Origin of the sequence: Rhodococcus sp. APC 3903, assembly GCF_030407755.1 — a bacterium.
GTDB classification, from domain to species: domain Bacteria; phylum Actinomycetota; class Actinomycetes; order Mycobacteriales; family Mycobacteriaceae; genus Rhodococcus_F; species Rhodococcus_F erythropolis.
Genome location: NZ_JASDCV010000006.1, coordinates 250,615 through 263,310, shown reverse-complemented (window position 1 = coordinate 263,310; position 12,696 = coordinate 250,615). Strand labels below are relative to the sequence as shown.

Genomic DNA, 12,696 nt, shown 5'->3' with positions numbered 1-12,696 from the left:
GTGCCTGTGAGCCCTTACTGGAACAGGTTCACTTTTTGTTATGTGTCAGTAAAGCAGAGCGGGCGCAGAAAGTGACGCGATTCGATTGCCTGACAATTGAATTGGCCCCGGAATTAACCCCCGAATCAACCCCCGAATCGGCCCAGACAAGCACTCGACCCCGCTCCAGGAAGTGCAGGGAGCGGGGTCGAGTCGGAACGATTTCGGTCAGATGCCCATCGAACGAGCGAGCATCGGCCAGGAGTTGTGGAGATCGTCTTCCCAGTAGCCCCACGAGTGGGTGCCGGTCGGCTTGAAGTCGAAGGTGGCCGGGATCTTGAGATCGTTGAGGCGGTAGGCGAGGTTGTGGGTGCAGTAGTTGACTGCTGCCTCGATGACGCCGCCGACGATCACCTGGTTGGCGAGTGTGCCGACCTGTCCGTTGATCGCCTCGTTGTTCAGGGTGTCGTGCGGGCCGGGGAGTCCGGAGCCGGTGGAGATGAAGAGCTCGGTGCCGCGGAGCTTCTCGGCGTTGACGACGGGGTCGTTGTCGATCCAGCCCTGGCCGTCGAGGGGGCCCCACATGTTGGTCACGTCAGCGTCGCCGCGCATGCCCACAACCAGTTCGATGGAGGACTGGCCGACCGGTGTGCTGGTCTCGGCGCATCCGCTGTATGCACCGACGCCCTTGTAGAGGCCCGGAGCTGCGATGGCGAGGTTGAGGACCGAGGTCGCGGTCATCGAGATCGCGGAGATCGACTGGACGCCGTTGGTGTTGAACTCGGCGTCGATGACGGGCGGGAGTTCCTGGGTCAGGAATGTCTGCCACTTCTGACGGCCGAGGGACGGGTCGTCGTTCACCCAGTCGGTGTAGTAGCTGAATGCACCTTCGAGCGGGGTGACGACGTTGACGTTCTTGTCAGCGAAGAACTCGTTGACGTCGGTCTGGCGCTGCCACGTCGCCCGGTCTTCGCCGCCGCCTGCACCGTTGAGCAGGTAGAGCGTCGGGCGGGGTTCGCTGCCGTCTGCTGGGAGGATGACCTCGAGCGGAATGTCGCGTCCCATGGAAGGTGAGTGCACCTTGATGGTGGCGATGCGCCCGTTGTCCGTGCGGCTCGAGAGCTTGGAACCCGTTGTGTTTGCCTTGGCAACAGTTGCCGTGGTGGTCGACGGATCTCCGCCTGCGGACGACACTGCAGGGCTGATCAGCATCGGCAGCACGGATACTGCGGCTACAGCGGCGACCAGACGGCCACGCTTGAAAGTGCGAGCACGCATACGTTCAGAAACCTCCACCTAAAATTCCTTCGAATCCGCCCAGGAGTGAACGGTCCTTTGTTGCTGTTCCCGTACGGGAATTCATGCTGGGTACATGCTCTGTCGATAGGTACAGGGCGTGTGAGTCTTGTAAGTTCTACCGCATCGGTGCGTTATCCGCCAGTGAACCAGAGATTTGCTGAACGTACGACCAGTTTCAGGTGAATTTCCCTGATCATCGACGGGATTAGTGAGTGAACCGGACATATCCACTATGGGAACAACATTGTTGCCTACCTCTGCAGTCGAACGCGTCTGTCGAAGATCTTCTCCGATATCAGCGCCCAGCGGGGAGTTACGTTTCGGTGAACGTCGGTTACTCGCCGCAGACTCGCGCGGACTCGACGGCAATCGCCAAGAGTTTCGCGTGGCAGGCGCGGGTCGAGTTCCCGGAGATAACCCCTGTCTTCACCGTCGACGGCGTCGTCGAGATTCAGGAGTCGGGCGGAATTGCCCTGGCCTTCGACCTGGAGGACTCGAATCCGCTGGAGGGAGACCTGGCCAACGTCTCGTACTTCTGCGACCTCGGAGTCCGCTCGATGTTGCCGACGTATAACTACATGAACGCTGCGGGCTGCGGCTGCTTGGACCTGGCGGACACGGGGTTGAGTGGATACGGCCGTGACCTGGTTGCCGAGATGAATCGCGTCGGAATGACGGTCGACGGCTCACATTGTTCGGTACAGACGGGGTTGGACATCTCAGCTATCACCCAGCGAGCAATGATCTACAGCCACTCGAACCTCCGAAGGTTGTGGGAGCATCCGCGCAACATCACCGACGATCAGGCCAGAGCGTGTGCGGAGACCGGCGGCGTCATCGGGATCAACGGCGTGGGCATATTCCTCGGCGTCAACGGACCGGATGACGACCAGGCTCGGCTGTCCGCGATGGCCGACCACATCGAAGAGGCTGTGGGACTCGTCGGCATCGATCACGTCGGGATCGGCTCCGACTTCTCCTTCGACGCCGACGACTTCCGCGAAGAGATCGAGCAGAACCCGTCGTCGTTCTCCGAGGCGTACACCGCGTGGGGGCCACTGCAGTGGACTCCTCCGGAGGACGTGCTGACACTTGATCAGGTATTGCGTGAGCGGGGCTTCGACGAGCCGTCGATCGAGGCCGTGTACGGCGGAAATTTCGCCCGAGTTGCCCGAGAAGTGTGGGCTACCGACGGGTAATGCGACCATCTGGGGACAGCGAAACGATGCAGGACTACCCTGGTGAATCGTGACCTCACACTATGACGTCGTTGTCCTCGGAGCCGGCCCCGGTGGGTACGTCGCTGCTATCCGCGCGGCACAACTGGGCCTGAGCACCGCCATCATCGAGCAGAAGTACTGGGGCGGTGTATGCCTGAATGTCGGCTGCATTCCGTCCAAGGCGCTTCTCCGTAACGCCGAACTCGCGCACATCTTCACGAAAGAAGCGAAGACGTTCGGCATGTCCGGAGACGTGTCCTTCGATTTCGGCTCCGCTTTCGATCGCAGCCGCAAGGTCGCGGACGGGCGAGTCAAGGGCATTCACTTCTTGATGAAGAAGAACAAGATCCCGGAGTACGACGGCAAGGGCACGTTCGTCGACGCCAACACCATCAGCGTGGAGCTGAGCAAGGGTGGCACCGAGACGATCACGTTCGACAACGCGATCATCGCGACCGGTTCGTACACCAAGCTGCTGCCCGGCACCTCGCTGAGCGAGAACGTCGTGACCTACGAAGAGCAGATCCTCACCCGTGACCTTCCGGGTTCGATCCTGATCGTCGGTGCCGGCGCGATCGGCATGGAGTTCGGTTACGTCCTCAAGAACTACGGCGTCGACGTCACGATCGTCGAGTTCCTCGATCGGGCACTGCCCAACGAGGACGCCGACGTCTCGAAGGAAATCGCCAAGCAGTACAAGAAGCTCGGCGTCACCATCAAGACCGGTGCCGCTGTGCAGTCCATCAGCGACGACGGCAGCAAGGTCACCGTCTCGATCAAGGACAACAAGTCCGGCGAGATCGAGACCGTGGTCGTCGACAAGGTTCTGCAGTCCGTCGGCTTCGCACCGCGTGTGGAGGGCTTCGGTCTCGAGAACACCGGTGTCGCGTTGACCGATCGCGGCGCCATCGCGATCGACGACTACATGCGCACCAACGTCCCGCACATCTTCGCCATCGGTGACGTCACCGCCAAGCTGCAGCTCGCGCACGTCGCAGAAGCTCAGGCTGTCGTCGCTGCCGAGACCATCGGCGGCGCGGAGACGCAGACACTCGGTGACTACCGGATGATGCCGCGTGCGACGTTCTGCCAGCCGCAGGTCGCCTCGTTCGGTTTGACCGAGGAGCAGGCCAAGGCCGAGGGCTACGACGTCAAGGTCGCGAACTTCCCGTTCGCTGCCAACGGCAAGGCACACGGTCTCGGTGACCCGACCGGTTTCGTCAAGCTGATCGCCGACAAGAAGTACGGCGAACTGCTCGGCGGGCACCTCATCGGACCGGACGTTTCGGAACTGCTGCCCGAGCTGACCTTGGCCCAGAAGTGGGACCTCACGGTCAACGAGTTGGCACGCAACGTCCACACCCACCCCACACTCAGTGAGGCACTGCAGGAAGCGATCCACGGCCTCGCCGGCCACATGATCAACTTCTGACGGCAGGGCCTTCGGCCCCGTGCGCCTTTTCGGTAGTTCGCACTACCGGAAAGACGCACGGGGTTTTTCGTCTTTTGTGTCGAGTTGTGTTGCGAAACCGCCATCTGAGGCCTTCGAGTCGGGGTGTAGGCGCGCAACGCATTAGCGTCCCGAGTCGACCATCCGGCTTTCGAAGGACCACTCATGAAAACTCGTTCCGTACTGCTCGCGGCTTGCGTCGCGCTGACGCTCTCCGCCTGTGGAACCTCAGGTGACTCCGGATCGGACACCGAAGCTTCGGGTGCCGCCGAGGCGGGGGCGTTCCCCGTGACCGTCGACCACGCCTACGGTTCGACGACGATCGACGCGGAGCCTATGCGCATCGTGACCATCGGATGGAGTGGCCAGGATGCGGTGATCGCGCTGAACAAGGTTCCGGTCGCCATGGAGAGCTTCTCCGGCGACGGCATCGAGAACAACATCCTGCCCTGGGACGCTTCGCGTCTGAACGGTGCCAAGCCCGTTCTCATGACGACCAATCCCGATATCCCGTTCGAGCAGATCCTCGGGCTCGATCCCGACGTGATCCTCGCCGTCTACTCCGGCATCGACGAGGGCGAGTACAAGCGTCTCAGTGACATCGCGCCGACCGTCGCGTTCCCCGACCAGCCGTGGGATACGGCGTGGGACAAGCAGATGAGCATGATCGGTGCAGCGCTCGGACAGCCGGAGCAGGCTCAGACGCTGATCGACGAGACCGGGGCGTACTTCGAGAAGCAGGCCGCTGATCACCCACAGTTCCAGGGCAAAACCGCAACGTATGCAATGCGCACCGACGAGGGCCTGATCGTCTTCTGCGGCACCGACCCGCGGATCCGTCTTCTCGGCCAGCTCGGGGTGAAGACCTCGCCCGGTGTCGACGCAGTGTGCACTTCCGGCGACAGTTCGGTGTCCGTGGGCATGGAATCCATCGACACACTCGACGCCGACGTCTTCATTCTCGTCGACGCCGATGGCACCAACCTGGACAAGCTGATGTCCTTCGGTCCGTTCGCGAACATGACCTCGGTGTCGAACGGCCGTCTGGTTCGTCTGGTCGGAATGGACTACGCGATGGCTACGTCCGCTCCGACGGTGCTGAGCGTTCCCTACGCATTCGACGAGTTCATCGCTCAGCTTTCGGACAAGTTGAGCTGATTCCGAGCGTCGTACGACGCTTGTGACGCAACGATTTTCGGAACCTGCGACTCGAGTAGTTCGATCAGGGCCGTGATCTTTGCGGCGACGTCGGCGCCGAGTTCGGTCAGGCTGTATTCCACTTTGGGCGGGATGGTTTCGAGTACCTCACGGTGCACGAGGCCATCCCGCTCGAGTGTTTGCAGGGTCTGCGAGAGCATGCGCTCGCTGACTCCGTCGACGCGTCGGCGCAGGGCACTGAACCGGTACGGGCCCTCGTTCAATGCCGCCAGCGCGAGTGCGCCCCAGCGTCCGGTTGCATTCTGCAATGCCGCCCGAGAGTTGCACCCGCGAGCGAAGACGTCAGCCTCGAGCGTTGGGTCCACGACGTCGGCATTCGGATCAGGGGTCTGGGCAGCACGTGAAGGTGAGTCGGTGCTGGTCATGAACCCAGGCTACTACTGCACGATCCCATAGCGCTAACTCGACGTGTTGCACTTACGAAAAATAAGTGCATGATGGTTGCAGAACGCATTTACGCTTCAACCTGGATCGGGAGTTCGCATGAGCATTGCAGTCACCGGCGCAACCGGAAACCTCGGACAACTGGTAGTCGAGTCGTTGATCGAGCGGGGAACCGCCGCGTCCGACATCGTCGCAGTCGTCCGCAATCCACAGAAGGCGGAAAGCCTCGCCGCCCGCGGAGTAGTTGTACGTCAAGCGGACTATGCCGATGCCTCGGCGTTGGAAACCGCATTGGCGGGCGTCGACAAGCTGGTGCTGATCTCGGGAAGTGAAGTGGGGTCACGGCTCGCGCAACACACCAACATCATCGACGCGGCGAAGGCTGCCGGCGTCGGATTCATCGCCTACACGAGCATCTTGAATGCTCAGGACACGCCGATGAAGCTTGCTGCCGAGCACAAGGCGACCGAGGACGTGCTCACTCGGAGCGGTATTCCGTTCGCGCTGTTGCGCAACGGTTGGTACTGGGAGAACTTCACCAACGACCTGGCCGGTGTGATCGAACGCGGCGCACTGGTCGGTGCGGGAGCGGAAGGCAAGATCGCGGCTGCGGCGCGTGCGGATTACGCCGACGCCGCAGCAGTAGTCGCGACCACCGATGGTCACGAAGGCGCAGTGTACGAGTTGGGCGGTGACGAGAGGCTCACCTACGCCGAATTGGCCGAGAAGATCAGCGAGTTTGCCGGCAAGCCTGTCGCGTACCAGTTCGTGAGCGAGGACGCATACAAGGGGATTCTCGAGAGCGTCGGCCTGCCTGCCCCGGTCGCAGAGATTCTCGCGGATTCCGATGCTGCAATTGCCAAGGGGGCGTTGGACACTGAGTCTGGTGACCTGCAGAAGTTGATCGGCCGCAGCAGCGCTCCGGTGGCTGAGGTGTTGAGGAAGGCCTGACCTGCTGTGCGCCTTTATTAACCGCGGGCGGTTAATAAAGGCGCACAGGGGGTTACCCCATGTGGACTGCACCCTCGGCGGGCAGATCACCCTTCTTGGCGCCGACCAGAACCAGCACTACCGGTGCGATGATCGCCAACAGGATTGCCGCCCAACCGAATGCGGCCGAGTATCCGGATACCTCGGCGCCGAAGAAGTAGTCCGTCATCGAGGCGACGAAGTCCTGTACCGGCTGGGGGAGTAGTGCCAATTGATCGCCGGTCGGGATGGTCGCATTCGACATGTCGACAGGAATGCCTTCCGGCGGGATCGGCGCCGCGTTGTCGGCGGTGAAGGCCGACTTGGCCGAAGCGTAGATCGTGGTGAACAGTGCGGTTCCGAGTGCGCCGCCGATCTGCAGGGTGGCGTTGACCAGGGCACTGGCAGCGCCGGCGTCGTGGTCGGGAACGCCGATCAGTGCGAGGTTCTGCATCGGCACCATCAGTAGACCGAGTCCGAAGCCGAAGATCGCGAGGCCGGGGAACACGTGCGTCCAGTAGGAGCTGTGTACCTCGATCTGGGTCAGCATGAGCAGTCCTACCGCTGCCACCAGCGGGCCGGCGACCATGAGCGGCTTGGGGCCGATCTTGGTAGACAACTGCGCTGCGATGGTCGACGCCAAGACGATGAAGAATGCCATCGGCAGCGATCCGACGCCGGCCATGACCGGGCTGAATCCGAGCACGATCTGCAGGTAGAACGTCAGGTACAACGTGCCGCCGAGCAGGGCGGCGCCCACCAACATGGAGCCGATCAGAGCAGCGCCGCGATCACGATGCCACGGAACGCTCAGCGGTAGAAGCGGATTCTTGCTGCGGCTCTCGACGACCACGAAGATCGCGAGGAAGACCAGGCCCAGAGCGATGAACAGCAAAGTGTCCGCCTGACCCCAGCCGTGCTCGGCGCGTGTGAACCCGTAGACCAGTGAGCCGAGACCCAGGGCGATGAGGACAGCGCCGGGAAGGTCGTAGCTCGTGTCGCCGTGCGCTTTGGTTTCCTTGACAATCGGGACGGCTGCAGCGATGGCGATCAGCGCGATCGGGATGTTGACGAGCAGGCACCAACGCCAGTCGACGTACTGCGTCAGCACTCCACCGAGGAGCAGGCCGATGGCAGCGCCACCGCCGGAGATCGCGCCGTAGACGGCAAAAGCCTTGGCGCGCTCCTTCTCTCCGATGAAGGTGGTGGTGAGCATCGACAGCGCAGCGGGCGCGAGCAATGCTGCGAAGACGCCCTGGCCGGCGCGAGCGATGAACAGTTCGATACCGCTCTGCGCGATGCCGCCGATGCCGGAGGCAACCGCGAAGCCCGCCATGCCGACGATGAAGGATCGCTTTCGGCCCCAGTAGTCGGCGATACGTCCGCCGAGGAGCAGCAGCGCACCGAACGCCAAGGCGTACGACGTGACCACCCACGCGCGGTCAAGGTCGCTGATGCCCAGTTCCTCCTGGGCTGCCGGTAGGGCGATGGAGACGATGGTGCCGTCGAGCACCACCATGAGTTGAGCGAACGCGACGATGCAGAGCACCAGCCAGCGACGTTGATGATTCGGATTCTCGGAGACAGCCGGGATCGGTGGCAGAGTGCCGCCGTCGACGTGGGACGTGGTGGTCATTGGAAAAAGGTATTCCAGCCTTCTCAGGTGAGTCAAACGAAATAGTTCGTTCGGTTACCATCATCACTATGGCTCCCACTGACGTGACCGCGACGAAACAGCGAATCCTCGACGCTGCGCAAGAAGAATTCGGTACCTACGGGCTTGCCGGTGCGCGCATCGATCGGATTGCGAAGAACGGAAACGCCAGTAAGGAGCGCCTCTACGCCTATTTCGGTGACAAGGTCGCGTTGTTCCACGCGGTGCTCGACGTCGACTTCGAGCAGGCGATGGAGTCCGTCGAGTTCACCGGTGAAGACATGCCCGCGCATGCCGTCGAACTGTTCGACGCAATGCTCGCCAAACCACAGATTCAACGGATGATGATCTGGGGTCAATTGCAGGGTGAGGCACCACGGATGAAGAAGCTGGCCGAGGAACATTCCAGCTGGGTTCCGCGAATGGCCACGATCCGCAAGGCTCAAGAAGACGGCCTCATCTCGAAGCACTGGGACCCCCAGGACCTGATCACGATGCTGTTCGGCCTCGTGTTCGGTTGGGTAGTGGCCCCCGGTGTGGCCGACAACCAGAACGTCGACGCCGACGAGATCGCGCGCCGCCGTGAAGTGGTGCGCGAGGCCGTCACTCGAATCTGCAAGCCCTGACTGTCAGCGAGAGAGGTACGCGGCCCAACCGCCGTAGCCGGTGATGTCAGCTGCGCCGTTTACGGCGTCATGAGTGCAGCTGAAACCGACTGTCGTTCTGCCGTCCGATAACTCGACGCTGGTGAGCGCCATCGGCGCGGGCAAGGCGGCGAGAAACGTTCCCAGGCCGGCCGGTGAGATCCGGAAGATCTCGCCGACGACCGGTGCGCCGAGTCCAGGGCCACGGCGTACCAGGCCGGGCTTCGGTGGCGTCGTGTCGAGAGCGAAGAGCCGGTAGGCATCCGAGGTCGTGACGGTTTCGACGTACCGCGCGCCGAGGTCGACCAACTGTGTGTTGAGGGGTTGCCCGCGCAGGTGAGCGCCGAATACTGCGAGGTCGATTCCGGTATTGACGAGGGTGGGTGAAGGCACATCACCGAGTCGTGCGGCGAGGTCGATGGCGATCTGGTCGTCGAAAGCGGGTACGACGAACATGACGCCGAACGGGTGATCTTCGGCAGTGCGGTGTCCGGGCGCCGCGACGGCCGCCATGTCGAGCAGGTTGCAGAAGTTGGTGAAAGTTCCCATCCGGCGGTTGATTCCGAATGGATCCTCGGTCACGGCAGCGATGGTCGGATGTTCGGTGGTGGTGGGAAGCAGTAGGGCGTCGAACCCTGCGAGGAGTTCCCGGGCGGCAGCCTTGGCGCGGGTGAGAGCGTCGAGATCGTCGACTAGCTGGTATCCGGTGGGGTGCTTCGCGCCGAGCACGATGTCGGACACCGCGGGATCTGCTCCGGCAGGACGAGTTTCGAGGAACTCGCCGGCAGCGGCGTACCGCTGCGCCACCACGGCGCCGTCGTAGAGCAATCGGGCCGCGTCGAGCAGTCCGGAGATGTCGACGGTCTCGGTCTCGGCGCCGCCGGCTACCAGAGCTGTCACAGTGTCCTGAAATGCTGCCAGATACGACGGGCTCAGTTGAGCGAGATCCTCGATTCGGGGGACGGCGACGCGGGGATTCGGCGCCGCCGCGAGACGAACGTCGGAAGGCCAGACGCGGCTGCGGGGATCTCGAGGTTCGTGGCCGACCATGATTGCCGCTGCCGCGGTTGCCGATTCGAGGTCGCCGGCGAACACCGTCAGAGCGTCGTAGTCGATGCAGGCGGGCACTACTCCGTGGACGGGAATGACGCCGAGCGAGAGCTTGAGTCCGTAGATCCCGTGGAACGCTGCCGGCACCCGGCCTGAACCGGCAGTGTCGGTGCCGATTCCGATATCCGCAATCCCCAGCGCGACAGCGACGGCGGATCCGGAGCTACTACCGCCCGAGATCAACTTCTCGTCCCAGGCGCAGCGAACGGCTCCGTACGGACTACGCGTTCCGACCAGTCCGGTGGCGAACTGGTCCAGATTGGTCTTCCCCAGAACAACAGCTCCGTGCTCGATCAACCGCGCAACGGCACTGGCAGTTTCGTCCGGCGCATAAGCGAATTCGGGGCACGCCGCTGTGGTCGGCAGACCGGCGACGTCGACGTTGTCCTTGACGGCGACCAGGCGCCCAGCCAGGGGAAGGTGCTCGCCTGCGGCGAGTCTGGCTTCGGCCGAGGCGGCATCGGCAAGCACATCTTCCTTGCGGCGCAACGTGATCCAGATTTCGGGGCGATCTACTTCCTCGATCCGCTGGAATGCCTGCTCGACCCGGGCTGTCGGGGTGAAAACTTCTGCTGCGATGGTCATGGTGTGTACTGCTCCGATCAGTCCGTGATGTTGGCGAGTGAGAGCGCGGTGATCGCGCGGGTCACCCGGTCGAGGACGACGTCGAGAGACTCGCCGATGTGCTGGTGCAAAAGCGTGCGGGCCTCGGGCAGATTGCCGGCACGTAGTTCTTCGAGGATTCGAATGTGCTCCGCGATCGAGGTGTCGATGCGGCCGTTGACCATGAAGTCGTACATCCGAACGTGCCGGATACGGGAATTCACCGACAGCAGCGACGCGACCAGTTCATTGTTTCCCGACGCCCTCAGTACGGCGACGTGGAATTCCTCGTCCAGTTCGACGAACCCCGGTTCCTGAGCGGGCGGATCGAGAGCTAGGGCACGCCACCGCACCAACTCGTCGTCGAGGATTGTTCGGTCGTGCCGGATCGTCGGATCTGCGATCGCCCGGGTAATTCCTTGTAGTTCCAGAGTGATTCGGAGCTCGTACAGATCTCGGATCCGCGGGATGCTCGGGCGCACGGCGGAGAACCCGTATTCTTCCCGGCGCAGGAGTCCATCGGCGCACAGCATCGTCAACGCTTCCCGTACTGGTGTGCGAGAAATGCCGAAACGCGTGGAGAGTTTCGGTTCCGTCAGGCGCTGATCGAACCCGATAGTCCCGTTGACCAGTTCGGTGCGTAGTTCCCGGTAGACCACCTCACGCAGTGGCTCCGGCGCCGTATTCATCCCTGTCGACATACCTGTATACGCTATTGATCAGGTGTTTCGTCCAGATGTCTTCGGGTAAGAGCTGAGTTACGGCCGCCGCGGAACTTCAGGAGAAGTCGCGCTGAACCCGCAAGGTTCCGATCGTGGTGGCCAGGCCGTCGTACTGAGTGACCAGCAAGGTGAATTCGATCAACCGACGATCGTCGAGATGCTGCGAGAGCGTTCCCCACGTGTTGTCGGTGATGTCCTTGGTGGTGACCAACTCGTCGACCGCAGTCAAGATCGCACGGTGACGCGGACTCAACTCGGAAGCGCCAGGGCCCTCGATGATTCGGGCCAGTTCTTCTGCGTCGATTCCGGCTTTGCGGCCGAGCCTGATGTGGTGATCCATCTCGTAACCGCAGTCCCGCAGGTGCGCGACCCGCAGGATGATCAGTTCGGTGTCGTGGCGAGAGATCTTGCCGCCGGGCATGAGTGAGCCGGAGTAGTGCAGCCAACCGCGGAAGAGTCCACCCGTGCGCCCCAAGGTGCTGAACAGATGCGCATCGGGTGCCCCGGCAGCCTTCGACAGGACACGCCAGATTCCCCAGTTGATCGGACCGAGGTCCTTGAATCGGCCGGGCGGGATGCGGGGGTTCATGCGACTCCACGGATGTGAGAGGGACGGAGGTCGATAGCTCGTTGCGCGATGTGGCGAACCGCAGCGCTGCGGCGGGGCGCGTGTACGCGTGACTTCCGGCCGACGATACCGCGCTCGAACGCGTCGACGGCGTCAGCGACGGTCGTGGTGCCGGCGCTGGCGAGGGTTCCGCGAGCGCCGTCGAAAGAGAGTGCGGTGGTATCGGTGTCGATGTCTCCGATATACGCGACGCCCACCTTGGTACCAAGGTGTTTCATTTCCAGGCGCAACGCGTCGCCCAACGCTTCGACACCGGCGCGCGAAGCACCGAACGGTCCGCGGAACGGGTGCTTCGCCGCGCCGTGGGCCGAGGCGACCACCAGGGCGTAACCATCTTCGTGACTGATGTGGGGACCGGCTGCGCGCAGGGTGTAGTACGTGCCCATGAGGTTGACTTCGACTGCGCGACGCATGTCTTCGACGTCTCCGCCGAGGATCGACGAGTTCGCCTCGACGCCGGCATTGGCCACGACGACGTCGATGCCTCCCAGCTTCTCGGCGATGTAGTCGACGCCGCGAGATACCTGCTCGGGGTCGGCGACATCGCACAACTGCCACGGCGCGCGGCCGCAGGAAGTGGCGACTTGCTCGAGAAGTTCCGGCTCGAGGCCGAGCAGTCCCACGGACGCACCACGGTCGTACAGGCGTCTGGCCAGCAAAGAACCGATATTACGGGCAGCACCGGTGATCAGGATGCGCCGACCCGTCAGATCGTCGGCACTGCTCTTGCCCGATTCGGCTTTGCCCGCCTCGCTCTTACCCATGTGCTGTGTCCCTACGCAGTTACCTTCTGGTCCTCCGACGCTAACACCGCCG

General features: G+C 62.7%; 12 protein-coding genes. 5 read left to right on the top strand and 7 right to left on the bottom strand.

Annotated features, from left to right (window positions below):
- Positions 1-207: 207 nt before the first annotated feature.
- Positions 208-1,257, bottom strand: coding sequence for an alpha/beta hydrolase family protein (locus tag QMA15_RS11245; protein ID WP_290284535.1), 1,050 nt, complete (start codon positions 1,255-1,257; stop codon positions 208-210).
- Positions 1,258-1,490: 233 nt separating this feature from the next.
- Here QMA15_RS11245 and QMA15_RS11240 point away from each other — a divergent pair, with 233 nt between their 5' ends.
- The 3 genes from QMA15_RS11240 (at position 1,491) to QMA15_RS11230 (ending at position 5,106) form a co-directional block, all read left to right on the top strand.
- Positions 1,491-2,477 (top strand): membrane dipeptidase, encoded by a 987-nt coding sequence (locus tag QMA15_RS11240; protein WP_290284464.1) that lies wholly within the window; start codon positions 1,491-1,493, stop codon positions 2,475-2,477.
- Positions 2,478-2,526: 49 nt separating this feature from the next.
- Positions 2,527-3,930 carry a dihydrolipoyl dehydrogenase gene (gene lpdA / locus QMA15_RS11235; RefSeq protein ID WP_003941477.1) on the top strand — a complete coding sequence of 468 codons (1,404 nt, stop codon included), beginning with the start codon at positions 2,527-2,529 and terminating at the stop codon, positions 3,928-3,930.
- 183 nt (positions 3,931-4,113) lie between these two features.
- Entirely contained in the window at positions 4,114-5,106 is a 993-nt protein-coding gene (locus QMA15_RS11230) for an iron-siderophore ABC transporter substrate-binding protein (protein ID WP_019744462.1), read from the top strand.
- Here QMA15_RS11230 and QMA15_RS11225 read toward each other — a convergent pair.
- Entirely contained in the window at positions 5,082-5,531 is a 450-nt protein-coding gene (locus QMA15_RS11225) for a helix-turn-helix domain-containing protein (RefSeq protein WP_007735410.1), read from the bottom strand. The two genes, QMA15_RS11230 and QMA15_RS11225, sit on opposite strands and share 25 nt — an antisense overlap.
- 118 nt (positions 5,532-5,649) lie before the next feature.
- Here QMA15_RS11225 and QMA15_RS11220 point away from each other — a divergent pair, with 118 nt between their 5' ends.
- Positions 5,650-6,501: an SDR family oxidoreductase gene (locus QMA15_RS11220; RefSeq protein WP_021343373.1), complete on the top strand. Its 852-nt coding sequence runs from the start codon at positions 5,650-5,652 to the stop codon at positions 6,499-6,501.
- Between the two features lie 52 nt (positions 6,502-6,553).
- Here the strand turns inward: QMA15_RS11220 and QMA15_RS11215 are convergent, their stop codons facing one another.
- Entirely contained in the window at positions 6,554-8,155 is a 1,602-nt protein-coding gene (locus QMA15_RS11215; RefSeq protein WP_279163244.1) for an MFS transporter, read from the bottom strand.
- A 68-nt stretch (positions 8,156-8,223) separates the two neighbouring features.
- Here QMA15_RS11215 and QMA15_RS11210 point away from each other — a divergent pair, with 68 nt between their 5' ends.
- The gene (locus QMA15_RS11210) at positions 8,224-8,799 is read left to right on the top strand and encodes a TetR family transcriptional regulator (RefSeq protein ID WP_019744460.1); all 576 of its coding nucleotides are present in this window, start codon (positions 8,224-8,226) and stop codon (positions 8,797-8,799) included.
- 3 nt (positions 8,800-8,802) lie between these two features.
- Here QMA15_RS11210 and atzF read toward each other — a convergent pair whose 3' ends face one another.
- The 4 genes from atzF to QMA15_RS11190 form a co-directional block, all read right to left on the bottom strand.
- Complete coding sequence (atzF, locus tag QMA15_RS11205) at positions 8,803-10,512, bottom strand: allophanate hydrolase (protein WP_279163245.1); 1,710 nt, start codon at positions 10,510-10,512, stop codon at positions 8,803-8,805.
- 17 nt (positions 10,513-10,529) lie between these two features.
- On the bottom strand, positions 10,530-11,231 hold the full coding sequence (locus tag QMA15_RS11200) for a GntR family transcriptional regulator (protein ID WP_019744458.1): 702 nt from the start codon (positions 11,229-11,231) through the stop codon (positions 10,530-10,532).
- A 76-nt stretch (positions 11,232-11,307) separates the two neighbouring features.
- Positions 11,308-11,841: a carboxymuconolactone decarboxylase family protein gene (locus QMA15_RS11195; RefSeq protein WP_019744457.1), complete on the bottom strand. Its 534-nt coding sequence runs from the start codon at positions 11,839-11,841 to the stop codon at positions 11,308-11,310.
- A complete protein-coding gene (locus QMA15_RS11190; RefSeq protein WP_021343376.1) occupies positions 11,838-12,644 on the bottom strand; it encodes an SDR family NAD(P)-dependent oxidoreductase in 807 nt (268 codons plus the stop codon). Before QMA15_RS11190 ends, QMA15_RS11195 begins: the two co-directional genes overlap by 4 nt.
- Positions 12,645-12,696: the final 52 nt, after the last annotated feature.

Bases quoted from the DNA above. Each gene is read 5' to 3' on its own strand.
- QMA15_RS11245 (WP_290284535.1), bottom strand. From the start codon at position 1,257: ATGCGTGCTCGCACTTTCAAGCGTGGCCGTCTGGTCGCCGCTGTAGCC.
- QMA15_RS11230 (WP_019744462.1), top strand. From the start codon at position 4,114: ATGAAAACTCGTTCCGTACTGCTCGCGGCTTGCGTCGCGCTGACGCTC.
- QMA15_RS11225 (WP_007735410.1), bottom strand. From the start codon at position 5,531: ATGACCAGCACCGACTCACCTTCACGTGCTGCCCAGACCCCTGATCCG.
- QMA15_RS11220 (WP_021343373.1), top strand. From the start codon at position 5,650: ATGAGCATTGCAGTCACCGGCGCAACCGGAAACCTCGGACAACTGGTA.
- QMA15_RS11215 (WP_279163244.1), bottom strand. From the start codon at position 8,155: ATGACCACCACGTCCCACGTCGACGGCGGCACTCTGCCACCGATCCCG.
- QMA15_RS11210 (WP_019744460.1), top strand. From the start codon at position 8,224: ATGGCTCCCACTGACGTGACCGCGACGAAACAGCGAATCCTCGACGCT.
- atzF (WP_279163245.1), bottom strand. From the start codon at position 10,512: ATGACCATCGCAGCAGAAGTTTTCACCCCGACAGCCCGGGTCGAGCAG.
- QMA15_RS11200 (WP_019744458.1), bottom strand. From the start codon at position 11,231: ATGTCGACAGGGATGAATACGGCGCCGGAGCCACTGCGTGAGGTGGTC.
- QMA15_RS11195 (WP_019744457.1), bottom strand. From the start codon at position 11,841: ATGAACCCCCGCATCCCGCCCGGCCGATTCAAGGACCTCGGTCCGATC.
- QMA15_RS11190 (WP_021343376.1), bottom strand. From the start codon at position 12,644: ATGGGTAAGAGCGAGGCGGGCAAAGCCGAATCGGGCAAGAGCAGTGCC.